The sequence below is a fragment of the Candidatus Margulisiibacteriota bacterium genome (assembly GCA_003242895.1).
Lineage (GTDB): Bacteria > Margulisbacteria > Riflemargulisbacteria > GWF2-39-127 > GWF2-39-127 > GWF2-39-127.
Genome location: QKMY01000019.1, coordinates 107,213 through 131,716 on the forward strand (window position 1 = coordinate 107,213; position 24,504 = coordinate 131,716).

The following is a 24,504-nucleotide window of genomic DNA, read 5'->3' on the forward strand; positions in this document are numbered from 1 at the left end:
GTCAATATGAAATTATCATGAACAAAATATTTTTTGGTTTTTCAATTATGATATTTTAAAACTATAATAAATGGTTGTTGACATTAAGTAGGCTTTTTGTTAAGAAACAAGTTGGAAATTACAGTTGCTGGATTAATTGTCTTATATTGATATAAACAATTCTTAAATAAAATGAGATTTTTTATTGTATTTGCCAATAATGCTCATTACCTCACAAATGTCTTATCTCTGCTATGAATACTACGTTTTATCCTGATGAATTAGTAACAGAATATGTTTTTTGGAGGGAAAAATGCAGCAACTGATACAAAATTTTAAAAGCGGAGAGCTTTATGTAGATGAAGTGCCGCTGCCTTCACTTTCCGAACGGATGGTGCTTGTTGAGAACAGATTCTCCCTTATTAGTCCCGGGACAGAGAAAGGGACGGTGATAACCGCACAGGCTTCTCTCTTTGGCAAAGCAAAGCAACGTCCCGATCTGGTAGCGCAGGTACTGCAGAATGTAAGGAAAGAAGGACTTAAAGCCACACTGGAAAAAGTTAAGACTAAACTTGATTCCCTTAAGGCACTTGGGTACAGCACATCCGGCGTGGTGATTGCATCGATGGATAGTAATGGTGCATTTAAGCCAGGGGATAGGGTGGCTTGTGCAGGGCAGGATTACGCTTCCCATGCCGAAATAGTCAGCGTACCTCAAAACCTGGTAGCAAAAATACCGGATAATGTTACTTTTGAGGAAGCCAGTTTTGCGACCCTTGGTGCAATAGCTCTTCAGGGGGTAAGGCAGGCGGACCCAAAACTTGGAGATAATGTTTGCGTTATTGGACTGGGACTTATCGGACAGTTAACCTGCCAGATACTGAAAGCTAATGGCTGTAATGTTTTCGGAATAGATATTTCCTTGTCGCTCGTTGATTTAGCAAGCCGGAATAGCGCTCATGTAGCGGTGAGCAGATATAATGATAACCTACAGGCTGCTGTTGATAATTTTACCGGAGGAAATGGGTTTGATACGGCAATAATAACTGCTGCAACACCAACAAATGATCCTGTTGTGTTGTCTTCAGAGATTTTGAGAAAAAAGGGAAAAGTCGTTCTTGTCGGTGCCATAAAAATGGATATACCCAGAGACCCTCACTTTTATAGAAAAGAACTTGACCTGAGGATGTCCTGTTCTTATGGTCCCGGTAGATACGATGGTAACTATGAAGAAGGCGGAAATGATTACCCTTATGCATATGTGAGATGGTCGGAGCAGAGGAATCTGGAAGCATTTCTGAAGCTTTTGGCTAATAGGGTTATCGATGTTACCCCTTTGATCACACATGTTTTTGATATAGAAAATGCAGAAAAAGCTTATGATCTCGTGTTGGGAAAAGAGAAGGAATTTTTTATAGGAATTTTACTTCGATACTGCGAATCAAAACAAAAAAACGTGGCCAAATATACTATAAATATGAATCCAATCAAAGATATTAATGTAGGGTTTGTCGGGGCAGGTAGTTTTGCTCAGAGCTATTTGATTCCTTATGTGAAAACTCACGATTGCCTCTTGGACACTGTGATAACGACTAGTGGACTAAACGCAAAAAACACTGCTTTTAAATTCGGCTTTAACCATGCATCTACTACGTCTGATGATGTTTTTTGCAGTAAAAGGATTAATACTGTTTTTATTGCGACCAGACATAATTCGCACTCAAGGTACGTGATACAGGGACTCAAAGCAGGAAAAAATGTTTTTGTGGAGAAGCCACTGGCAATTAATATCGAAGAGTTGGCAGATATAATAAATGTTTATCAGGAATCGGACAATCCGCGGCTGATGGTGGGTTTTAACCGCCGCTTTGCGCCGTTGTCCGTCAGAGCAAAAGAAGAGTTCAGAAAAATTGGTGAGCCGCTGGTTATGAACTTTAGAATAAATGCCGGATTCATACCAAGAGAACATTGGACCCAGAATGAAAATATCGGTGGAGGAAGAATTATTGGCGAAATCTGCCATTTCATTGATTTAATGCAATATTTTACTGCGGCAGATCCTGTCAGGGTATATGCCGAATGTATAGATACTGCCAATGATAGTATAAAAAATGATGATAATATGGTCGTGGTAATCAAGTTTTCCGATGGGTCTGTAGGTAATCTCACATATCTTGCTAATGGAGATAAAGCTTTGCCAAAAGAGAATATAGAGATTTTTGGCGGAAAAAAAATTTTTGTGATAAATGATTTTAAAGAAGGTCTGATATATAAGAATAATAAGAATTCTTCAATAAAGATGGTTGGGAAAGGACACAAGGAGGAAGTGACAGCATTTCTGGGTTCTATTAGGGGGGGTAGTCCTGTTCCGATAAGCTTTGAGTCTATCTGTCTTACTACCTTAACTACTTTTAGAATTATAGATAGTTTGAGGACTGCTTTGCCACAAAAGGTTGAACTCTATGCAAGATAAAATAGTTACAAGCTTCTGTAAACTCAAGTCGTATTGTGAAGCTGAAAATTTTATGGGCTGGGATCCTTTTGATGGGTTGAACAGCAGGTTGTTTCGTCGATTCCCTTATATCAACAAAAATAATTATGCAAGACTTGCCTGGATCCAGCTTTTCAAAAAATGTCCGATTAATCTGCGCAAGCTTGTCCTGATTGAAAAAGGCTATAATCCTAAAGGCCTCGGATTGTTTTTATCTGGTTATTGTAACTTGTACCGGATTAATCGGGATGAAGAATATCTGGAAAAAATAAGATATTTTATTGAAAAAATCATGAGCTTAGAAGTTAAGGGATGGTCGGGAAGTTGTTGGGGATATAATTTTGATTGGCAGGCGAGGGCATTTTTTCATCCGAAGAATACACCTACGGTTGTAGCTTCTGTCTTTGTTGGTTATGCATTGCTGGATGCTTACGAGATACTGAAAGAAGATAGATTATTAAATACGTCGCGTTCAATATGTGAATTTATATTAAAAGATCTGAACCGGACATATGATAAAAATGGGAATTATGTATTCTCTTATTCACCTCTGGATAAATCTTCTATATTTAATGCTTCCCTTTTGGGATCAAAGTTATTGTCGAGGGTTTATTCCTATACAAAAGAAAATAATCTTATAAGCGAAGCCAGAAAGTCTGTAGAATTTTGCTGCAGCCATCAGAAAGAGGATGGATCATGGACTTATGGTATTCTGCCTTTTCACCAGTGGATAGATAATTTCCATTCCGGCTATAATTTGGAATGCATATCGGAATACCAGAAATACTCCGGAGATGCAACATGCCAGGAAAATCTGGAAAAAGGGTTGAATTATTATTTAAAAACTTTTTTCACCTCAAAGGGGGAGCCTAAATACTATCACAACTCCTTATATCCGATAGATATACATGCACCTGCTCAATTGATAACGACACTTGTCAGACTTAATGGATTTGAAAAAAATATTGACCTAATAAATAACGTAGCAGGATGGGCTGTAGAAAATATGCAGGATAAGAAAGGTTTTTTTTATTATCAGCTGCGTAAAAGGTTTTCTTGTCGAATCCCTTATATAAGATGGGCGCAGGGATGGATGTTTTATGCTTTAAGCCTGTACTTATGCAGGATACAGGTGAAGATAAAAAAACATTATAATAAAATTAATATATTTAATATTCCTATTGATGCTATTACGATGAAACAAACTCTGGATTTGATTGTCAGGTCAATAGCGTGCAATAAGCAATTACACCATACTGCAATTAACGCAGGTAAAATAGTTAAAATGTATAAAGACAATGAACTTCATACGAGCATAATTAGTTCCGACATCATTAATGCAGATGGGCAGTCTGTTGTCTGGGCTTCCAGAATTCTGGGTAACCCATTGCCTGAAAGAGTGGCCGGTATTGATTTGATGGAAAATATTGCTAGATTAGCCAAAGAGAAAAACTATACGATTTTTCTCTTTGGCGCAAAAGAATATGTAGTAACAAAGGTGGTTGAAATATACTCTAGAAAATATTCCCCTGATATTATTGCCGGATACAGAAACGGGTATTTCAGTGAAGAGGAAGAATCTAAGATTGCCAGGCAGATAAATATAAGTAAAGCAAATATATTGTTTGTAGCAATGACTTCGCCGTTTAAAGAAAAATTCTTATATAAATATAGAAAATTATTGAAAAATGTAAACTTTATTATGGGTGTCGGGGGGAGCTTTGATGTGGTTGCAGGGAAAGTGAAGCGGGCGCCTTTGTGGATGCAGAAAATTGGCATGGAATGGTTTTTTCGTTTAATGCAGGAGCCTGGCAGGATGTGGAAGCGGTATACTCTTGATAACTTGAAATTTATATATTTATTATTGAAGGAAAAGTTAGAAAATAATATTGCAAAGTAATACAGCATTATATCCGTATCTTGTTATGTAATGATTGATAGCGGGGTTTGTTTAATAGAAAGGGGTACTCTTTATGGAGTTGCTTGAAATGGAGTTGCGTGATTATTGGAATCTATTTTTTCGTCAAAAAAAGATAATTATCAGTATGTTTGTTGCGGTGCTTGTAATCGGTTTGATATATATTTTTACATCCCGTCCGGTATATGAGGCAAATTGTTCTCTGTTAATTACTGAGTTCTCGGGAAATATGGGTATCTTAGGAGAAAAGGGTAATGCCGGTTATTTATTTGAATCGGCAGATAGGGCTAATTATATAAATACTCAGTCGGAATTGATTAAGAAACGCTACATACTTACGAAATCTATAAATGAGATAAAATCGTATTATAAAGGACAGGCTATTTCCTCATTAAGCTTGAATTCGCTTAGTAATTCTATAAAGGTAAATGTAATAAAAGGTACTAATCTGATTTCTATTAGCTACAGGGATAAAGATCCTGAGTTATCTGCCCATGTTGTCAATGTTCTTTCTAAAAACCTGGTTATTCAGGATCAGGAGATGAATCAGGAGAAGTTTTCTTCTGCTAGGATGTTCATCGAAAATCAGTTAAAAGAACAAAAAGAAAAATTAGAGCAAGCGGAAAACTTGGTGTTATCTTATAAAAAAAATGCCCGGACAGTTGCCTTGAAAGAAGAAACTATAGGTAAATTAAAGGAACTTGGGGAAATAGAGGCGAACAGAATGGAACTGGATACGCGAATGAAAGGAATGCTGGCACAAAAACAGGAACTGGAAAATAAAATAAACAACAATTCATCACAAACTAATCCATTTGTTTCTGGCTGGATGCAGTCGTTGGAATCAGTTAATCAGGGCATTACAGGGCTTAGGGCTCAGTTGAATAGCGTCAATAATAATGTTAATAGAGTTAATGGCAGTCTTAGCCAACTACCGCCAAAAGAAGTTGAACTGGCCCGGGTTGTTCGTGATCAAACTATTGCTAACGAGGTATACAATCGATTGCTGATTCGTTATGATGAAGTCCGCATTAACGAGGCTAGTATAATAAGCAATATAAAGATTATGGAGTCGGCAGTTACCCCTGATGCACCTGTAGCACCTGACAAGAAAAAACTGCTGTTTTCTACTGTTATGATTGGTATGATTTTGAGTTTTGGTTTTGCATTAATCAGGGAATATTTGAAGGATGTACCTAGAACACTTGAAGAAGTGCAGGATATAATGCCATATGATATGCTTGGGCAGCTTGCTTATCAGGATAATGTCAATCCTTTATTTATGAGGACAACTGCAAATTCGGTAAATACTGAAGCGGTCAGATTGATCTGTGCTAATTTGAAGTTTAAGGAAACTATGGATAAAAAATCAATGAGCATTCTGATAACAAGCGCTTTGCCTCAGGAAGGAAAAACGCTGTTAACTTCAAATTTAGCAATATCTTTTGCCAATAGCGGGAAAAAAGTAGCTGTCGTGGATATAGATTTACAACGCCCAAAAATGAAAACCAATTTTCAATTACCCAATGAGAAAGGAATTACTGATTATCTTGCTAATGAAGCTGAATTAAAAGATATTCTCAATCTCGATTCGGAAAGTGGAGTTACTGTGGTTACTGCTGGCAAAACATTACTTAATCAATCCGAATTAGAGAATAGCAGAATGTCAGATTTGTTAATATATTTAAAAGCATCATATGATTTTGTTTTCTTTGATTCTCCTCCAATTACTCTTGTTGCCCAGACATTGGAATTTGCCAGAAAGGTTGACGGCATTATTCTGGTTGTTGATAGTAAAAATACTGCACGTAAGGCTCTTAAGGGGATGGATGCCTTATTGAAAAATAAACAACTGCCAATTTTAGGTATGGTTTTCAACAAAATGCGCAGGGAAGATTCCGGATATTATTATAATTATTATAACTATAATTATTGAGGTTTTAACTTGGTTCATTTCTACTGTAACTTTACCCATAGCATGAGTGTTTTTTGTGTGTGGGTTCCTGATTAACTGCTTTGCTCTGGGAATGCCGGAACTACCCACAGACATCCTGTAGAGAAATAAAAAGCGGAGATCGGATGCTCATGCTTGGTAATTGATAAAATATCATTCCTTCGAGAATCGTCATGAGGGACTTGTCCGATATTTAACTGCCCATCAGTAAAATGCTCATTACTCAACAGCAATAGCCCGGCACTGTAAGCGCCTGGATTATTAACTGTGCTGAAATCAATTACCGCCTCGAAGCCAGGTAATTACAAGGATATGATAGTTGGTTTTCTATCCTATGGGATGGCTGCTATTTTCTATATATGTTTGTTTAGCTGGTTTAACCCGGATAATGAGATAGAGCAGAGCCGCGAAAACCGCGGCCCCGTTTTTGAGTAATTATTTGATTAATGAGTTGATATATTCTTCAATCCAAGTATATCCGCTTGGTGCCAGGGAATATGGGGTGAGGCTTGTGTCGTCAGTTCCATATTGCTTCTCGAAACTGTCGGGAAGGCTGTCATTATCGGAATCAGCAGGTTTTGTTCCGGATTCATAGACTGGATAGTCGCTTGCAGAAATACTGGTTTTCAATGCTCCGGTTGAATGTATAACGTCATTAATAACCCTTTCATCCGCTGTATCAAGTTGTGGTGTTCTTGCACCTGCTTTACCGAGTACTTCATTGTATGCATGTTCTGCCGTATCCTCGCTTATCCCTGATGGCATAACAACATGGCTGTATGAAATGAAGGACGATCCGTCGCCTCCTCCCAAAAATGCAACCAGGCTTAAGTCGCTGCCGTTACTGCCGATAGTTTTGTCAGGGCCAATATTCCCATATAGGTAGAACCTTGAGGTGTCTTGAATATAATATTCATTATTCCATCCAGGATAATTGAATATCTGGATAGGCTGCTTCGGACCCTCTGTTCCTTTTCGTTTGTAGTAGTTTTTGATAATGTTCCAATATGATGGCTGAAATTCATAGAAACCCGAATCCGGATTTTCCAGGGGAGCACCTATGAAATTAGTCCCCTTATGTGTCCAGTGATACATAATGTTATTGACGATTTCTCCGGAAGTTCCGTCGTTACATTCGGGACCTCTTTGTTTGTAATGGGCAAAGAGGTTGTGGTGAATGCTGATATTACTTGCGCTGTCACCGATAAGTAATGGATATCCTGTTAATGCACGATAATTCTGATCCCAAATAGGCTCTGAAATTATATTCCATTGCCAGGTTATATTGTGAGCGGCATACCATATTTCTGTGTTTTCATTCGAACACCAGGATATTGAACAGTGGTCAATTATAATATTGTATGGCGGACCGTGAGGACAGGTATGTCCTCCAAAGGCATTGATTGCAAGCCCGTCTCCATTTTCGTCGTTGCTGCTGGTGCGTGCATTTCCGTTCCTAATGCGAAGGCCTCTTACAATTATGTCATGGCTTTTTATTCTGATGGGTGCTCCTTTAATGCAGATACCTCCTCCTGGGGCAGTTTGCCCGGCAATTGTAATATATGGCGTGTCTATGCTGATCTCTTCTGTTAATGTAATAATGCCTCCGGTTTCAAATACTATAAGAAGGGGCCCGGTAATTTTAAAAGCGTTCCTGAAGCTTCCTGGTCCTCTGTCATTTAAATTGGTTACATGATAGATTTCGGGTTGAGTTGGACCAGAGAATGCACCTCTGGTTTTAGCGCCGAAACCTTCTGCTCCGGGAAAAGCAATCTCGGCAGTTTGAGGCAGAGCCTGTACGACTATGGAAGCTGTTGTGGTAATAGAACTTTTTTCGTCTGAAACTGTTACTGTGATTATGTACTCCCCTGCTATTGAGGGCGGTGTCCAGTTAGCTATGTTAATTGTAGGGCTGTTATCTATTGTTCCTGGTCCGTTAAATGTGTAAGAGAGAGCTTCTCCGCCCGGATCACGGGCTTCTACCGTGACAACTGTGGTTTGCCCTGTGAAGATTGTCGCTGGGGCTACCTGTACAGAGCTGATTTGCGGCGGATAGTCTTTTTGCTGGATAGTGAGGCTTATATTTTTAGAAACTGTATGGGAGCCGTCTGATACGAAGACTATTATCTCTTGTGTTGCTATATTTTCTGAGGGCATCCAGGTTACTACATTTGGTGAGTTTGTCTGCGTTATAGTACCGTTGGCTAAGAAATTATATGAAAGAGTATCGTTGTCAGGATCCGTTGCTAGTACTGTAAGAGTGACGGAATCACCCTGCTGAATATCCTGGCTGGATAAATAGAGATCATTAATGACCGGTTGGTCATTGTTTTGTATAGTGTATACGGTTACTTGAGTTTTTTTAAGCACCTTGTCAAAGCCATTGTTACCAATAATTCTCATTTCGTAGGTCCCGGGAATATCCGGCGGGGTCCAGACAACTACGTTTGGCGTGCCTATCAAATCTTTGCCCACTCTGGTCCCTAACTGTCCCGGTGGGAATGAAATGGAACCTGCAGAAGGCATATACGTATAGGTTAGCCGGTCTTTATCTTTATCACTGGGTATTACCGTTATGAGTGAACTTTCCCCCACGTTAACGCTGACAGGAGATGCTACGACACTGTTAATAACGGGATAACTTTTATCTGCCGGAGTATTGACAGTTGCATATACCCTGCGTAGGACTTTGTAAGGACCATTAGTTCCGATAATTTTCATTTCGTAGGTTCCGGGAGTATTCGGCAGTGTCCAGACAACTACGTTTGGTGTGCCTATCAAATCCTTGCCTACCCTGGTTCCTGCCTGTCCCAGGGGAAAAACTATGGATCCTGCTGCGGGGAGGTACGCATAGGTTAGCCGGTTTTTATCTTTATCGCTGGGGGTTACTGTTATTGTAGTTGTTCCCCCCGGGTCAACATTGCTTGGAGATGCAATTACACTACTAATATATGGATAACTGATTATTACGGCACCTATCTGAATTAATCCTGCATCGAACTTATCAAGATCAAGAATGTCAGAAATGTTTAACGAATTTATTCCTCCGGATAAGGCTACTAAGGTATCATTGTTTATATTCGCGAGAAAGTTATTGTCCTGCTGACTGTTGAGACTACTGTCATTTGTATCCGGTATTCCGGTTTGGTCGGTTATTTTTGAGCATCCGTTAATAAGTGTCAGTGCTGCTACTATTGCAATTGCGATAAGAATTATTTTTTTCATAAGCGTTTATCCTCCTTTAAATGGTGGAATTCTCGGTTGCCTTAACGGGGAAAGCAGCTCGTACTTAATCCTGAAACTATTCAGTATTTTGTTTGTTATATTGAGTAGCCTCCTGTTCTCAAAAATTAAATTCCTAATAATTTAATATAAGAATAGAAGAATGTCTACGGCTGTAAGTTGTTGTAGTTGTGATGAAAGTTCAAATATGGTTCATAATACCTATGTGAATTATCCGGAATTATATGACTGAGCTGCATAACAATGATATATTTACCGGAATACCTTTATGGAGAAATGCAGCGGGTTATCTGCAAAAGAAGTGTTGGGGCGGTATCCTTTAGATCTATTTCCTTCTTTGCAGGACGAAGGCGCTTTTGAATACCTCAATTTTTATTCAACGTGTATAATAGAGCTATATATTCATAAGGAAATACAAAATGGGAAATAACAGAATATATTGTCGAATAATTTTCTCTCTCCTAATATTGATTGGAGTAACAGCGCCATTACACGCTGATGATCAAGGCTTATTTACCTTGCGGTTTAATTGGCCGGCAAAGCTTTCGGGACATGTCATCTCTGAAGTTGGTTTTCACCGTTATGAAGCTGGTAAGGAAAAATCTCATTATGCTAAGAAAGCTAATTATTTTTCCATAACAAAAATAAATGATGGCTTTGAAATGATTACAACGGGAGGAATGGTACTCCAAAATATACCATTGCCTAATGTTAAGGATAGACTTCACTTGTTAGCCGAAATTGACACTGATCCGACGATTGTCCTGTCAAAAAAAGGTGAGGTAGCAAAGATAATAGGACTTGAGGAATATCGAACGAATATGCTCAATCTGGTTAAGGAAAGACATTCTGAATATGATAAAAAAGAATTAAAGGCAGTTTCGTCATATTATGATGCCAAAGATTTGGAAGCTAATCTAATTAATGATTATGACGAGACATTTTTTTATATGCTCAAATATTGGATTGATAAAAGCTTTACTCCTAAAAGTGTTTATTCAGGGGTGAGTATGATCAGGTTGCCTACGATATCAACTTCGGATGTGAAATATCATGGAATAGCGCAAGTTAGGGACCTTAATAAAAAGAACTCACTTGTAATCCTGGAGTTTAAGGAGTTTGTAGATCCCGGTGACCTGAAGCAAATGCTTATCGAAAATAATATTATTACATTGGACCAGTGGCATAGCCATCGTTGTAAGATTGATCCTCGAAAATTGTACAATAAATTTGAGATAGGCCAAAGCTCTAATGCTGATAAATCAGATAATAGTTATCGTTATACGACAACTCATTTTCTGGTAACAGATTTCAATACTCTTGTACCTCTGCAATACATTAAAAGTGTTGAAATTGTTTTGCCTGATTTTGAACAATACGAAGTGGTGAAATATTCCTACATAAACGATTAATTAGGTGGCTTCCCCGCCGATATGAACTTCTTAATCTATAATTTATCCGTAACGCCTCCAATAAACTAATAATGGACGATTTTGCACTATATAACAGGTGAAGATATTTTTGTTATTCAGGAATCTTATCTTTTTTAAAGATGTTTGTACGTACAACTCAGTCAAATTTTGCTTGGACTAAATGGGGAAAAATAGTATGATATACGGGTAATTTTATTTCCCGAATAAAAGTCCTTCGTTACTTAAGGATTACCATACCAAAAGGATAGCCAAATACGGTGCAATTGCGATGATTAGTATATCAAATGTGAAAATGTCATTTGGAGCTCAGGATATTTTTGATGATGTTAATTTTAATATTAATAGCAGAGAGCGGATCGGATTGGTAGGAAGAAACGGGAGCGGCAAGACAACCTTGTTCAATCTATTGAATAGAAGTGTGTTGCCTGAAGCCGGGACCATCGCTGTTCCCAAGAATTATACTATCGGGTATGTTCAGCAGCATCTGAAATTTACTGAGAGTACAGTCCTTTACGAGGGATGTCTTGGTCTGCGACCGCAGCATATTGATGACGTCTGGGTAGTTGAGAAAGTGTTAGCTGGCCTGGGATTCACAGAAGATGATATGTGGCGGCATCCGTCAGAATTTTCCGGCGGATATCAAGTTCGACTTAACCTTGCAAAAGTCCTGGTTGCCGAACCGCATCTTTTGCTCCTCGATGAACCTACTAATTACCTTGATATCATCTCGATCCGCTGGCTGGTGAGTTTTTTGCGTAAATGGCAGAATGAACTCATGATCATTACTCATGATAGGAATTTTATGGATAGCGTTACTACTCATACCATGATCATTCACCGTAAGAAGGCCCGGAAAATAGCCGGCGATACTTCGAAATTATATGAGCAGATTGCGAAAGAAGAAGAGATTCACGAAAAAACACGTATGAATGATGAGAAGAAACGTAAGGAGACCGAACAGTTTATTAGCCGGTTTCGCGCTAAGGCAAGACTTGCCGGAATGGTTCAATCCCGGGTCAAAGCCCTGGAGAAAAAAGAAAAACTTGAAAAACTCGAAAGGATTGAGACACTGGAATTCTCATTTAACGCGTCACCTTTTTATGCCAAGAAAATAATGGAAGTCAAAAATATATCGTTTGGCTATAAAGAAGATCATCTCTTGATCCATGGACTTTCGATCTCGATTGCGAAGGATGACCGGATTTGTGTTATTGGTAAGAACGGGAGAGGTAAGTCGACGTTGCTGAAGTTGTTGTGCGGAGAGTTGACGCCGTCAGCAGGGTCTCTTTATGGTCACCCTGAAATTGCATTCGGGTATTTTGGCCAGACGAATATCGAACGATTGAATGTACAACGAACGATCGAAGAAGAGCTTATTGCAGCTGATCCAGATAATAACCGGAAGAAAGCTCGCGATATCTGTGGTTCGATGATGTTCCAGGGAGATTCTGCTCTCAAAAAGATCTCTGTAATCTCCGGTGGAGAGCGTAGTCGTGTATTGCTTGGCAAAATATTATTATCGCCGGTCAATATGCTTCTATTAGATGAGCCGACAAACCATCTTGATATGGAATCCTGTGATTCGTTGTTGGCTGCGTTGGATTCTTTTCCAGGCGCCTCGGTCATTGTTACTCACAACGAAATGTTCCTGCATGAGCTGGCGAACCGCCTGATTATCTTTGACGATGATAAAGTGTTTGTCTTTGACGGCAGTTATCAGGAATTCTTGGATCAGATAGGTTGGCGTGACGAAGCGCAGTCGAATGGCAGCAAGAAAAAAGCTTCGGACAACTCCGTGAGCCGCGGCGATAAAAAAAAGCTTCGGGCAGGGATAATTAATCAACGAAGTACGGTGCTTAAGCCACTGGAAAAGGCCATTAAAGAAAATGAGCATAAAATCGAAAAGATTGAGAAGCTGGTCAACGCAAACAATGAAAAAATTGTCGAAGCTTCTGCTAAAGGTCTAAGCGATAAAATAAAAGAAATATCATTAAAGAACCATCAGCATAAGACTGATATTGACCAGTTCTATGCACAGCTCGAAATTATTCTTGTAGAACATGACAAACAGTCAAATTATTTTGAAGAGCAGCTAAATCAGTTGGATTTGGAATAATTACAGTTTAATTGGTATTGTGGAACTATTCAATTTTATTTCTTCGATAAGGAAATTGTGGAAATTTATCACTGGTAAAAAAGTGTAATATAGGGTATGCTGTATGTCTTAATATATATAAAAATTTTATAGTATAAAGAGACATGTTTTTTGGAACAAGTAATTAAAATAGTTGAAAGAAGAGATAATCATGGAAACACTGGAAAAATTTAGAAAACTTGGGTTGTCGGAAGACACCTTAAAGGCCTTGAAGAAAAAAGGTTTTGAAGAGCCAACACCAATTCAAGAGCAAACGATCCCTATACTGCTTAAGGGCGAAGTAGATATTATCGGGCAAGCGCAAACAGGAACCGGCAAGACTGCAGCTTTTGGAATTCCAATTATCGAGAAGATTGAGGAAAAATCAAAAGTAACACAAGCTTTAATCTTGGTTCCTACACGAGAACTGGCAATACAGGTCGCTGAGGAGCTGAATTCCCTAAAAGGACAAAAAAACCTACAGATCGTTCCGATATATGGCGGTCAATCAATCGAAGAACAATTCAGAAGGCTTAAACGTGGAGTTGATGTTATCGTCGGTACTCCAGGACGCATTCTTGATCACCTCCGCAGACGCAGTATGAAATTAGATTCTATCTCCTATCTAGTTCTTGATGAAGCAGACGAAATGCTTGCAATGGGATTCATCGAGGATGTCGAAGAAATTTTGAAAAGTACAAGTGTTGAAAAAAGAACGTTGTTGTTTTCGGCTACAATGCCTCGTGAAATATTAGATATCGCAAAGAATTACATGAAAAAATATGAAGTTATCGCAGTAAGAAAAGAAAATATGACGGTTGATCTTACTGACCAGATATACTTCGAGGTTTCATCCTCTGAAAAATTCGAAGCACTTTGCAGAATTATTGATATCGAGATAGAGTTCTACGGGCTTGTTTTCTGTAGGACAAAGATCGATGTTGATGAGATCGCGAGCAGGCTCAATGAGCGCGGGTACGATGCAGACGGATTGCATGGCGACATTTCGCAGGCGCAGCGTGAAAAGATACTTGATAAATTCAAAAAGAAACGTATTACTATCCTGGTAGCAACTGATGTTGCAGCCCGTGGAATAGATATTAATAATCTGTCTCATGTTCTTAATTATTCTTTGCCTCAAGACCCGGAATCATACGTGCATCGTATCGGGAGAACAGGAAGAGCAGGTAAGCAGGGAACTGCTATAACCTTTGTTACCCGGGAAGAATATCGCCGACTTCTTTTTATCCAGAAAATTGCCAAGACAGACATTAGAAAAGAAAAATTACCGAAAATAGAAGACATTATTAAAATAAAAAAAGTTAGAATTAAGAACGAGCTTGATAATATTGTTAAGATGGAAAACTTTGATAATTATCAAGAAATGGCACAAGAACTTCTTTCGGAATACCAATCAGCTGATATTTTGGCTGCTATCCTTAAATACACCTTTCAGGATGAACTGGATTCCAAGAATTATAATGAGATTAGAGAAGAAACTGTTGATTATAAGGGCAAATCAAGATTGTTCGTTGCCAGAGGCAAAATAGATGGAATGACACCTAGAAAACTGGTTGATTTTATTAGACAAAAAACAAATGTGAATGATAGAAATATTCAGGATGTCCAGATATTCGATAAGTTTTCCTTTATTACAACGCCATTTAAAGAAGCTGAAATAATTTTGGGCGTATTTAACGAAAACAAACGGGGACAAAAACCTTTGGTCACAAGAGCGAAAGATAAGAAATAGTTTTTTAAGATCCAAACATTTTTCATAACAGACTGCATGGTTTTGTAATAATAATTTACAAGCCATGCAGTTTTTTTGTTATTTAGTATATTGAAAAAATACTTAAGCGGGTATGGCTTTTCATCAGATCTTTTTGCTTCATTTTCTCGGATTTAGAGGTATAAAAAATAAATATTATTTAATACTTCCCCAATGTGCGGTAACTTTTATTCCACCGTTAGAAAACTGAAAAGAGTTTTTTACTTTGACTGGGAGTAATTGTAAATAGGGGATGCTGTTTGAGATGAAGAGTCCTGTCCAGCCTTTGAACTCGTTGCGGAGGGTTTCCCCGAAGTCTTTATATAACTGACGTATATCTTCTTGTTTTCCTGACAGTCTTATTCCATAAGGCAAGTTTGCAAGGATTAGTCCTTTGTTTTCCCATCTGTTTTTTAGTATCCGTGCATCCTGAGCCTGAAATGATATTAGTTCATCCATTTCTAGCTTTTTGCTATTACTGCGTGCTGCTTCTATTGCTTTTTCTTCAATATCAAAGCCGAAAAACCGAATATGATCTATCTTTGTGGGAATATCTCGGGCAGGATTCTCCTTCTTTATCTTTTCCCACAATCCTTTATTGAAAAAAGCAAAGTCGAAAAAGGCAAAATCCCTTATGCTGCCAGCCTGGACACTGTGAACAATACTGGCTGCCTCAAATAATAAAGTGCCCGAACCGCAGAATGGATCGACGATTGTGTTATAATTCTCAACTCCATATTTAAGGAGAAGCCCTGCTGCATAGGTTTCTCGTATAGGAGCATCGACATTGTGTGATTTATAGCCTCTTTTATGTAGATGTTCACCGGAAGTATCCAGGCTTATGGTACAGGCATCGTCAAAAAATCGAACGAAGATAGTTTTGCTCGCGTCTTCTTTTACTGAAATATCCTGGTTAAATCTCTGGTAGTAATTCTTTATACCGTCTGCGATGGTTTTGGCTATATTCCCGGTATGATGCAGCCGTGATTGTTTTGCGGTAACATTAATGTTTATTTCCGGATTGATACCAAGGTAGAGTTCCCATGGTTTTGTCCTGACTTTGTTAAAAAGCGTCGGATATGATTTGCCATTGAACGATGCAATCCGCATTAATATCCTATTTGCCGTTCTTAATCTTAGATTAGATTCATACATTAATCTGAGTTCACCCGAGTATTCCACTCCGCCTTCTACGATTACGAGATTGGTTACCCCTTCAATGTTTTTGAGTTCCTGAGCCAGGATATTTTCGAATCCCTGGGAGCAGGAAGCAAAAAAGGAATGAACTTCTTTAAGGAATCTTCGTTTAATCCGTCTTTCAAGTGCGCGAGTCGAGAGCTGACTTTCTGTCGAAGGTTGATCCTGTGTTTTATTATTATTCTTCATATGGACTCTATTCATCTGAGAATATATTTCTTGTAGTTTAATGACGTAGTATAAGCTGTTTTTTCTGATAATGCAAATATTAGTGTTGATAAAGCAGGTGGCTTATTTGCTGTTGCCGGTTTTTCCTGAATGGTTCTTGCTATGACAAAATAATGTTTCAATATATAATAGAAATTAATTGTACTAAAAATTTAAGGAGTTAAGTTTTATGAACAAACAAATGGTTTTAATATTCAGTGCTCTTATATCATTATCTCTAGTAGGAATATCTTTTGCCGATACAATTACGAGAACTGCCATTGCTAACGACGATGGCAGTTTTCTTGCCGTTTTTTATGACGGGGATGTGGCAATTGCAACTCAGAGCTATACTAGCTTATCTGAACTGGTAACACAAAATGGCAATATTCCTGATGGTATGGTTAACCAGTATTATGAGGACGGTACGTTACAATCTATTACGACATACAAGGATAACAAACAAGAGGGTGAAGTAAAAGATTATTATGAAAACGGAGCTTTATTGAGTGAAGGAACCTATAAGAATGACAAACTTGAGGGATTGGTTAGATCGTACTTCGAAAATAAAACAGTAAAAGCGTTACGAAACTATAAGAATAACAAAATCGACGGTATGCAGAGAGATTACTATGAGAGTGGTGCATTACGAGGTGAGGGCGGGTGTTCTGATAATATTAAGCAGGGAATATGGAGTGAATATCATGAAAACGGCAAGTTGAAAGCGCAGTGGGCTTATATCGATGGCGTTATCGACGGTTCCGTTAAAGAGTTCTATGAGGGCGGTGCATTAAAAGGAGAATCAACATTAAAAAAAGGGAAAATTTCCGGTATTTCAAGCAAATATTACGAGAGTGGGATGTTAGCGGATCAAGCTCATTATAAAGATGACAAACTTGAGGGCGTGTATAAAGCATACTATGAGAATAAAAAGTTAAAGTCGGAAATAAACTTCAGGAACGATAAGAAAGATGGTATTGCACGAGAATATTATGAAAATGGAACACTCAAGTTGCAAGGCAGCTTTAGAGAAGATAATCCTGAAGGGTTTCAGGCTGAATTCTATGAAAATGGCAAACCTAAGCAGGAAATTAATTTCAGTGAAGGTAAACGTAACGGAACAGCGAAAGAATTCTATGAAAATGGCAAAGTTAAGTACGAGATGAATTATAAAAATGATGAAAAAACCAAACGGCAATCTTATGATGAAGAAGGTAACCTGATTTATAATTGGGACTATTAACCCTATTTATGAAAGACTGATACTATTTAGCTATCGCTGGTTGGGGCCGGACCGCGGTGTCTGTCTTCTATATATGTTTATTCCGTAACATTTGTTATAATGTCAAAAAGTTACTTAAAAATCGGAGGAACAAATGAATACATATAAGGTGAGCATTACTGCTGGAATATTGTTGTTTTCGTTATCAGTTTGCGGATTTGCAGCTAATGATGTCAGTACGAAAAATGTAAAGTTAGACACTTTTGATGAGAAACTCAGCTACGCATTAGGATTGAATATCGGCGGCAGCTTAAGTCAATTAGGGGATGACGCAAAACTCAATATTGATTTGTTATCTCGAGGCATTAAGGACCGGATGTCAGGCAATCAGCCATTGATTACGCAAGAGCAGTTTGTTGCAGTAATGAAGCAGCTTCAGGAGAAACAAAAAGTGAATGAGAAAAAGGAATCTGAATTAGCGGAGAAGAATCTTAGTGCAGGTCAAAAGTTTCTGGCAAATAATAAAAAAGTAGCCGGAGTTATTGAAACGAAGAGTGGATTGCAATATCTCGTTCTTACGAAAGGGACCGGTGCTAAACCAAAAGCGACAGATAGAGTCTCCGTTCACTATCGAGGAACACTTATTAATGGAACAGAGTTCGATAGTTCGTATAAACGCGGTGTTCCGGCTACATTAGCACTTAACGGAGTCATTCCCGGATGGACAGAAGCTTTACAATTAATGAATGTCGGCAGTAAATACAAGCTTTTCATTCCTTCCCATCTTGGATACGGGGAGAATGGAGCAGGCGAAACAATCGGTCCTAATTCGGCACTGATTTTCGAAGTGGAGTTAATTGATATTGCCAAGTAGCATGGTTGTTAGTGAATTAATAATTCTAGAGAATTGAGAGCATCGGTAATTTGCTTGAACTGCTGCTTGTTCTGAAGGTATTAAAACAGGGGTGTTCTAACTGCTTATTCTGCCGAGATGGAATCACTCCGCGCTCAAGGAAAAAGCTTCTGGCAATTAATGCTTCATTTCTTACAGATTTATCGTAGGGGCTTCGAGAATAGGTAATTATTTTTTGATTAATAGTTGTATAAAGATCTTTGAGATTATTTACCAGTTCACTAGCATTGCTTGGTGGTTGTAGTTCAGTCATAAGCCTGGTTACCCTGTCATTATCAGGGTTTTCCTCTTCCTCTGTTAGAGCCAGGTTAATTATCATGTTTGCTAATTTTTCATATTCCGGTTTGTTCGATTGATCCATCGGTATGTGTAAATTGAAAATAATAAGGTTTTTTATGACATGTTCATCGAGAATATCATAGAGAAACCCAATAAATTGTTTTGCTTTATCAGGATCTTCCGGCTCGTAAAGTTCAACTAAATTTTGTTTTTGGAAAAAATAGATCGAAAGAATGTCAAGAAAAGGTTCTCTTCTTCCGAATTTTCTTGCTGTCTCTAGTGAATTAAAAATAGTGGAATAAAAAATATCTAATTTCAGGTTGGGTCCTGCGAGGGTAAACGTTTTGCTGAAGCTGAATATTCTGTTAAGATTTTGGGTTACCCCGTCGAGAAATCCAAAACTATATTTGTCGCAGTAATTATCCACATTAGTTTTCAACTCTTTCAGTTCTTCAGCAAGGAAATATTCTAAACCTCTTCCCATGACAGGGTTGTTTTGTTCGGTTTCAATCATCTTGTTTATGATACGAGTCACCAGTTTGCTTTGATCTTCATCGAGAATAGTCAAATTGTTAAGCTGTGTTTCCATGGTTTTATTTAACAAGTAATGCCCAAGGTCTACATTAAATAATAAATGTTCCAACATGATCCTTCGCTCAAGGGGATTGAGTTTTTCCCAATTTTTTAATGAAGATTCTAAGAAATCCAATGGCATAGTTCTGGATTTATTTATAAAAGCCCAATCAGCACTATGAACGATTTCCTTTGGAATACTCACAAGCTTATTTAGCATTTTTATAGACCTTTAGCTATTTTTAGTATATTATCGTATGGTTTTGCTTGGTAATTGCATTGATTTTATTATAGTGACGAAAATTTTTATGTAATATCGAAATCTTTTGTGTTCTCTTACGATACTAATTTAGTTACAGAAAAAACTATAAATGTTTATGCGAGATTGACTCCGGGTATATTAATAGCAAGATTAACTAATTACCAGGAAAAGACTATATGAGCTATTTATCAGCTAAATTGTTTGCAGGAGTAGACGATAGAATCCAGCTAACGGCCAAGGACGATAACGTTGCGTTTACACAAGATCAAACTATACCTAAAAAATACTCTAAATTATGGGCGGAACTATCGAAGTTTCAAAAGGATACTAGAACAATTTTTTCGCCGGAAGCGAAGAATGTTTTACGACAATTAAAAACATTTCGGAACCAGATAGAACGAGCTCTTGTTAAAAAACTTATAAAAGCTGTGGATGATGATGATTATAACTCGCTTCTTGAAAGCAAAGACAGGTTGAAAGAAATACAGCTCTTAGCAAATTTAAAAGGGTATCAGAGATATGATGCCAGAATTGGAAGTAACAGGACAATAAAGAGATTATATTATTTATCGGAAACACCGATGAAAAACTTTGCCAAAATTTATTTAAAAGACAAGGTTGACCCAACTGCATTAAAAAGAATAACTGTGGATACTGAATATAAGGAACGAGAAGCTGTCTTTTTAGCTAAATTGAAGAATTTTGGTAAAAAGAACTGTTTATATCTGAACGTAGATTATGATCGAGGACTAGCTATGCTTGACCGGCAAAAAATATATAAACCTGAGGGTTCACCGGATGGATTACCCGGAGAGGATTATCTTTATGATACTAAACATATGAGTGGAACTTATTTTTCTTTTGTTGATTCATACTCAGTAAATTTTTATAATAAATTTAGTTCATACAAAAAATTCATAGTTTTGGAAATATCGATTCAACCTGCTGTTTATAACGATTTTATCAATAAATGTTTAGAGTTATTGAAGTATAAAAGTTGTCTCGGTATTGATCCTTTATCCCCCAAGTATTGCCCTCGCAATTTTGGCTTAGGTGTAAAAAATGAAGTAAATTCATATAACATAGTTCTGTTAGACAAAACTGCTACACTGTTTAATGACGCAATTACAGGGATCACGCCTATTGCGTTAGTAAAATACGATGAAACTGCTCATTAAGGAATAGTCATGTTGAAAAAAATAATAGATATTCATTTCCCAATCTTGCTAAACAAAGCAAAGACAATGAGGATTATTTCCCCTGATTTCCCAAGAGGCGACGAAACTTTTTTAACTATAAAGGACGCTAAACTTGATAAGGAAAATATAGTTTTTACTTGTGAAGGACTCTCCGGACCAATAGTTTATGCTGGTTCTTATATCAATATGCTTCAAAATGAGACGTCAATTTCAAATCCTTTATACGTTAAAGCTGTTTTGCCGGATGGCAATGAGAAATATTTGATTACAGTGGAAAAACCACAAGACATGATAGATAACATCGGGATTAATCCTAAAACAGATACCTATGTTTTATCTACGGCTAACCTGGATTTTTCCCCCCGGCGTATTAGAGCAGCTTATGATACAGATAAAATTACCGTATATCAATCTTTTGAGCCCGACATTGCCTTGGAAGCTATTCATCTTCAGACGTTTGGGCGTAAATTTGATGATAAAAGGTCTATGACCTGGATAAAACCTTCATTATATTGGATGTTATATAGATACCATAATACTAATCAAGATAACGAAGAAAAGCAGATAATTTTAAAAATTGATATTAAACGTAGTTTTTTTTATGACCTGCTTGCAACTGCGGCGTTAACAACGATTCCCAAAAATGGTTTTTATCCTGATACCAAATCGCATAAAAGAGCTTTAGTCAGGAATTTAAACCGGGTACAATGGGACCCTGACAGAAACAGCCAGCTCTATAAGGCTGATTCCAGAAGAGCTATTCAGATAGGTATATACAGACTTTTTTATGATGAGTATAAAAAAAACATTCTATCAGTAGAAAATGCTACTGATTTGTATGATCAGTTGATAAATGGGAAAAATATTAATAATGATGTGCCGCCGGAATATCCGGTTCCAGTACCGGAAGAGCTAATGAAGAAATTTGATATGATGGATGTTATCTAATTAATGCTATGTTAAAAGTTTAATCTGCTGATTAGTCATCCCATGAATAGATGCCATTGAGAGAATCAATAATACTTTCGTCATCATATTTGATTAATGATAGCTTTTTATACCTTTTGAAATTGAGATCAATCAGAGCAGGAGGTATTTTACAAAGAGCTTTGCCTGGAAGGAATATCGCAACTACTTCTTTGTCTTTCTGGGCTGCGTAGTTGATCATAAATTGAGCTAATCCTTTGTTGTGTGTGTCATCCTCAATTAACATTACCAATGTGTCTGCCGGGTTCATATAGTTTTGAATCTCAAGTTGCATTTGAGTGAGTAATTTTCGCGGATTATCTTCACAAAAATCCTTGTTTTGGATGGATAAACTGCCTGTGCCGGCGTATATTTTTGTTATGTTATCGTATTCACTTCGATGTTTGTAATAATAACTGCAATAGAGTGTTTTATTTTTCATAATTCTTTCTCGATTTAATTTATTTATTAATTATATGTATAGTTTAATAATATATTAACTGGAAAGGAGATGCAATAATCAGATTCGTGAAACATAATCGGTGAGTTACCTTCGAAATTCTTGATCCCGAGTATTTTCGAGGGATCTCAACGATGGCTTGTTTGCTGGATTTTAAGATTTCTCGGGAATATTCGGGTAGCAGAAGACTCCCCGGATACAATTGCCTAAATCACTTTGCTATAGTAAAATTTAGATTCCTTTTTGTAAGGTGATGAATTTGTAACTTATAATGCTAGGAGAAATGTATGATAAAAGTTAACGAATATTTTGAAGGTAACGTAAAGTCTCTCTCTCTTACTACCGCAGACGGACCAGCTACCGTAGGGGTTATGAAAGCCGGAGAATACGACTTTGGGACCAGCACTAAAGAAATTATGACTGTTACTTCCGGTACGCTTCGGGTAAAACTTCCCGGACATGACTGGGAATTGTTTTCATCGAAAGACTCGTTTGTTATTGATGCAAATCAACGGTTTCAGGTAAAAGTAGAGGCTGAAGCTTCTTATCTTTGTATTTATAAATAACATATTAATTCTATGGGTTTGCGCGCTGTTTTTTATATCTTAGTATTTTTTGCTGGTTGCTCTATTTTGGGTGTGATAGCGGGATTGCATGTCTCTCCCTCGATACCAAGTAATAGCGTGATCTCTTTTCCTCCTGGAAAAAACATTCAAACTGTAGAATATGCAAAAGATTTAAGACTGCCATCAGTGACAAAGACTAAGTCTGTAATTCTTTCCCTTGTTGGAGATTGTACACTTGGAACTGATACTACTCCCAACTATCGAGGGAGTTTCAATGAATATTATAGCAAATACAGCGCAGGCTACTTTTTTCGAAAGGTGGCTCCTGTGTTTTGGCGTAGTGATATCAGTGTCGCAAATCTGGAAGGTACTTTAACTAATTTTACTACAGCACAAGATAAAGAATACAGGTTTCGTGGGTTGCCGGAATACGCAGAAATATTGAACAAAGGTGGTATTTCTGCTGTTAATATAGCGAACAACCACTCAAAAGATTATTTGGAACAGGGATTTAACGATACTCTTGCTGCTTTAGAGCATTATGGTATTAATTACTTTGGTGACGGGTATAAGTGGGAAGTAAAAGTAAACGATGTTCCGATTGTCTTTTTGGGATATGCTCAGTGGCGCTGTTCTCCGACAGCGATGCAGAGGGATATTTCTTATTATGTGAATCGCGGGGTTCTCGTTGTAGTTAGCTTCCATTGGGGCGAAGAACTTGCACAGGAACCTTCTCCGGTTCAGCGGCAATTAGCTTATGCTGCTATTGATTCCGGGGCTTCTCTGGTTTTTGGTCACCATCCGCATGTGCTTCAACCTATGGAGTTCTATAAAGGTAAGTTGATTGCATATAGCCTGGGGAATTTTTGTTTTGGCGGAAATGTTAATCCCAGAGATAAGAAAACACTTATCCTCCAAGTCAAACTTTTTGCGCAAGAAGGTATATTAAAAGGCTATATTGTTAATCTTATTCCTTGCCTTATCTCCTCTGAACCTAGTGTTAATGATTACTGCCCCTCGATCGTTACAGGGGATGCAGCGAGAGCTATTGCTGATAATTTTGCTGTTATTTCCAATTATTATTATGCAGCGTTTTAAACCTTATAATTATTCTCAATGTTGTTTATTACTTCTTGGAAAAGTGCTATAACCATGAGGAGACAAGAGAATGGGTATTGCGTGATATATTATGTAGTGAAGAGGAAAAGGAAGGGAGCCATGCGTTCTGTTCTTATCAAATGCCAGTCTTGCGGAACAGTCAACCGGGTTGCAGTCGACAAGCTGAACTCCACATTGAAATGCGGAAATTGCCAAAATATTCTGGAATATCCAAGTAAGTCTGTCGTCGTAACTTCTAAGACTTTTCGTCAAGAGGTGACTGACTGGCCGGGAGTTGTACTCGTTGACTTCTGGTCAACTACTTGTGCTTATTGCCTTCGTCTTAATCCTATCCTTGACCAGTTAGCTACAAAGAAAGCCGGCTTGCTCAAAATCGCAAAAGTAAACGTGCAGTATGAACCGGCGCTGTCCTCAACTTTTTATGTTATGGGTACCCCGACGCTGCTGCTTTATCAGCATGGCAAACAGATTGATAAAGTCGTTGGAGCCTTATCTCCTCAACAATTAGTAAAGTGGTTACAATCGAAGGCTGGCGTCTGAGGTAGGAATGCATCCAACAACGACTTATCATAATTTCCTGTGCCGGGCTATGCATCGCTATATTCGCATGTTATAATC

At 37.8% G+C, this 24,504-nt stretch carries 16 protein-coding genes and 1 pseudogene; 13 read left to right on the forward strand and 4 right to left on the reverse strand.

Annotated features, from left to right (window positions below):
• Window positions 1–292: 292 nt before the first annotated feature.
• The 3 genes and pseudogenes from DKM50_01955 (at window position 293) to DKM50_01965 (ending at window position 6,324) form a co-directional block, all read left to right on the forward strand.
• Entirely contained in the window at window positions 293–2,452 is a 2,160-nt protein-coding gene (locus tag DKM50_01955; GenBank protein ID PZM83668.1) for an oxidoreductase, read from the forward strand.
• Window positions 2,442–3,590, forward strand: a pseudogene (locus DKM50_01960) (delta-aminolevulinic acid dehydratase). Before DKM50_01955 ends, DKM50_01960 begins: the two are co-directional and overlap by 11 nt.
• Window positions 3,591–4,443: 853 nt before the next feature.
• Window positions 4,444–6,324 carry a hypothetical protein gene (locus tag DKM50_01965; GenBank protein PZM83669.1) on the forward strand — a complete coding sequence of 627 codons (1,881 nt, stop codon included), beginning with the start codon at window positions 4,444–4,446 and terminating at the stop codon, window positions 6,322–6,324.
• A 453-nt stretch (window positions 6,325–6,777) separates the two neighbouring features.
• Here DKM50_01965 and DKM50_01970 read toward each other — a convergent pair whose 3' ends face one another.
• Window positions 6,778–9,567 (reverse strand): hypothetical protein, encoded by a 2,790-nt coding sequence (locus DKM50_01970; GenBank protein ID PZM83670.1) that lies wholly within the window; start codon window positions 9,565–9,567, stop codon window positions 6,778–6,780.
• A gap of 437 nt (window positions 9,568–10,004) precedes the next feature.
• Between DKM50_01970 and DKM50_01975 the strand changes: the two genes are divergently transcribed.
• The 3 genes from DKM50_01975 to DKM50_01985 all read left to right on the forward strand — a co-directional run bounded on the left by DKM50_01975 (window position 10,005) and on the right by DKM50_01985 (window position 14,905).
• Window positions 10,005–10,997 (forward strand): hypothetical protein, encoded by a 993-nt coding sequence (locus DKM50_01975; GenBank protein ID PZM83671.1) that lies wholly within the window; start codon window positions 10,005–10,007, stop codon window positions 10,995–10,997.
• Between the two features lie 289 nt (window positions 10,998–11,286).
• A complete protein-coding gene (locus tag DKM50_01980; protein PZM83672.1) occupies window positions 11,287–13,134 on the forward strand; it encodes an ABC transporter ATP-binding protein in 1,848 nt (615 codons plus the stop codon).
• Between the two features lie 190 nt (window positions 13,135–13,324).
• Window positions 13,325–14,905: an ATP-dependent helicase gene (locus tag DKM50_01985; protein ID PZM83673.1), complete on the forward strand. Its 1,581-nt coding sequence runs from the start codon at window positions 13,325–13,327 to the stop codon at window positions 14,903–14,905.
• 174 nt (window positions 14,906–15,079) lie between these two features.
• Here DKM50_01985 and DKM50_01990 read toward each other — a convergent pair whose 3' ends face one another.
• The gene (locus DKM50_01990; GenBank protein PZM83674.1) at window positions 15,080–16,324 is read right to left on the reverse strand and encodes a hypothetical protein; all 1,245 of its coding nucleotides are present in this window, start codon (window positions 16,322–16,324) and stop codon (window positions 15,080–15,082) included.
• Window positions 16,325–16,517: 193 nt separating this feature from the next.
• Here DKM50_01990 and DKM50_01995 point away from each other — a divergent pair, with 193 nt between their 5' ends.
• The gene (locus tag DKM50_01995; GenBank protein PZM83675.1) at window positions 16,518–17,570 is read left to right on the forward strand and encodes a hypothetical protein; all 1,053 of its coding nucleotides are present in this window, start codon (window positions 16,518–16,520) and stop codon (window positions 17,568–17,570) included.
• Window positions 17,571–17,703: 133 nt separating this feature from the next.
• The gene (locus DKM50_02000) at window positions 17,704–18,423 is read left to right on the forward strand and encodes a hypothetical protein (protein ID PZM83676.1); all 720 of its coding nucleotides are present in this window, start codon (window positions 17,704–17,706) and stop codon (window positions 18,421–18,423) included.
• A 25-nt stretch (window positions 18,424–18,448) separates the two neighbouring features.
• On the opposite strand, the gene DKM50_02005 is transcribed toward DKM50_02000, so the two are convergent.
• The gene (locus DKM50_02005; protein ID PZM83677.1) at window positions 18,449–19,534 is read right to left on the reverse strand and encodes a hypothetical protein; all 1,086 of its coding nucleotides are present in this window, start codon (window positions 19,532–19,534) and stop codon (window positions 18,449–18,451) included.
• A 218-nt stretch (window positions 19,535–19,752) separates the two neighbouring features.
• Here DKM50_02005 and DKM50_02010 point away from each other — a divergent pair, with 218 nt between their 5' ends.
• A complete protein-coding gene (locus DKM50_02010) occupies window positions 19,753–20,754 on the forward strand; it encodes a hypothetical protein (GenBank protein PZM83678.1) in 1,002 nt (333 codons plus the stop codon).
• Between the two features lie 9 nt (window positions 20,755–20,763).
• On the forward strand, window positions 20,764–21,723 hold the full coding sequence (locus tag DKM50_02015) for a hypothetical protein (GenBank protein PZM83679.1): 960 nt from the start codon (window positions 20,764–20,766) through the stop codon (window positions 21,721–21,723).
• A 31-nt stretch (window positions 21,724–21,754) separates the two neighbouring features.
• On the opposite strand, the gene DKM50_02020 is transcribed toward DKM50_02015, so the two are convergent.
• Window positions 21,755–22,183 (reverse strand): hypothetical protein, encoded by a 429-nt coding sequence (locus DKM50_02020; GenBank protein ID PZM83680.1) that lies wholly within the window; start codon window positions 22,181–22,183, stop codon window positions 21,755–21,757.
• A 305-nt stretch (window positions 22,184–22,488) separates the two neighbouring features.
• On the opposite strand from DKM50_02020, the gene DKM50_02025 reads away from it, so the two are divergent.
• Genes DKM50_02025 through DKM50_02035 form a run of 3 tightly spaced genes read left to right on the forward strand, consistent with a single transcriptional unit; the run spans window position 22,489 to window position 24,426 of the window.
• Entirely contained in the window at window positions 22,489–22,767 is a 279-nt protein-coding gene (locus tag DKM50_02025; GenBank protein ID PZM83681.1) for a hypothetical protein, read from the forward strand.
• A 12-nt stretch (window positions 22,768–22,779) separates the two neighbouring features.
• Window positions 22,780–23,865, forward strand: coding sequence for a CapA family protein (locus DKM50_02030; protein PZM83682.1), 1,086 nt, complete (start codon window positions 22,780–22,782; stop codon window positions 23,863–23,865).
• An 18-nt stretch (window positions 23,866–23,883) separates the two neighbouring features.
• The gene (locus DKM50_02035) at window positions 23,884–24,426 is read left to right on the forward strand and encodes a thiol reductase thioredoxin (GenBank protein ID PZM83683.1); all 543 of its coding nucleotides are present in this window, start codon (window positions 23,884–23,886) and stop codon (window positions 24,424–24,426) included.
• Window positions 24,427–24,504 lie beyond the last annotated feature (78 nt).

Coding starts and splice junctions, on each gene's coding strand:
- DKM50_02005 (PZM83677.1), bottom strand. CDS start 19,534: ATGCTAAATAAGCTTGTGAGTATTCCAAAGGAAATCGTTCATAGTGCT.
- DKM50_01955 (PZM83668.1), top strand. CDS start 293: ATGCAGCAACTGATACAAAATTTTAAAAGCGGAGAGCTTTATGTAGAT.
- DKM50_01980 (PZM83672.1), top strand. CDS start 11,287: ATGATTAGTATATCAAATGTGAAAATGTCATTTGGAGCTCAGGATATT.
- DKM50_02035 (PZM83683.1), top strand. CDS start 23,884: ATGTTGTTTATTACTTCTTGGAAAAGTGCTATAACCATGAGGAGACAA.
- DKM50_01975 (PZM83671.1), top strand. CDS start 10,005: ATGGGAAATAACAGAATATATTGTCGAATAATTTTCTCTCTCCTAATA.
- DKM50_02025 (PZM83681.1), top strand. CDS start 22,489: ATGATAAAAGTTAACGAATATTTTGAAGGTAACGTAAAGTCTCTCTCT.
- DKM50_02010 (PZM83678.1), top strand. CDS start 19,753: ATGAGCTATTTATCAGCTAAATTGTTTGCAGGAGTAGACGATAGAATC.
- DKM50_02000 (PZM83676.1), top strand. CDS start 17,704: ATGAATACATATAAGGTGAGCATTACTGCTGGAATATTGTTGTTTTCG.
- DKM50_01995 (PZM83675.1), top strand. CDS start 16,518: ATGAACAAACAAATGGTTTTAATATTCAGTGCTCTTATATCATTATCT.
- DKM50_02015 (PZM83679.1), top strand. CDS start 20,764: ATGTTGAAAAAAATAATAGATATTCATTTCCCAATCTTGCTAAACAAA.
- DKM50_01965 (PZM83669.1), top strand. CDS start 4,444: ATGGAGTTGCTTGAAATGGAGTTGCGTGATTATTGGAATCTATTTTTT.
- DKM50_02030 (PZM83682.1), top strand. CDS start 22,780: ATGGGTTTGCGCGCTGTTTTTTATATCTTAGTATTTTTTGCTGGTTGC.
- DKM50_01970 (PZM83670.1), bottom strand. CDS start 9,567: ATGAAAAAAATAATTCTTATCGCAATTGCAATAGTAGCAGCACTGACA.
- DKM50_02020 (PZM83680.1), bottom strand. CDS start 22,183: ATGAAAAATAAAACACTCTATTGCAGTTATTATTACAAACATCGAAGT.
- DKM50_01990 (PZM83674.1), bottom strand. CDS start 16,324: ATGAATAGAGTCCATATGAAGAATAATAATAAAACACAGGATCAACCT.
- DKM50_01985 (PZM83673.1), top strand. CDS start 13,325: ATGGAAACACTGGAAAAATTTAGAAAACTTGGGTTGTCGGAAGACACC.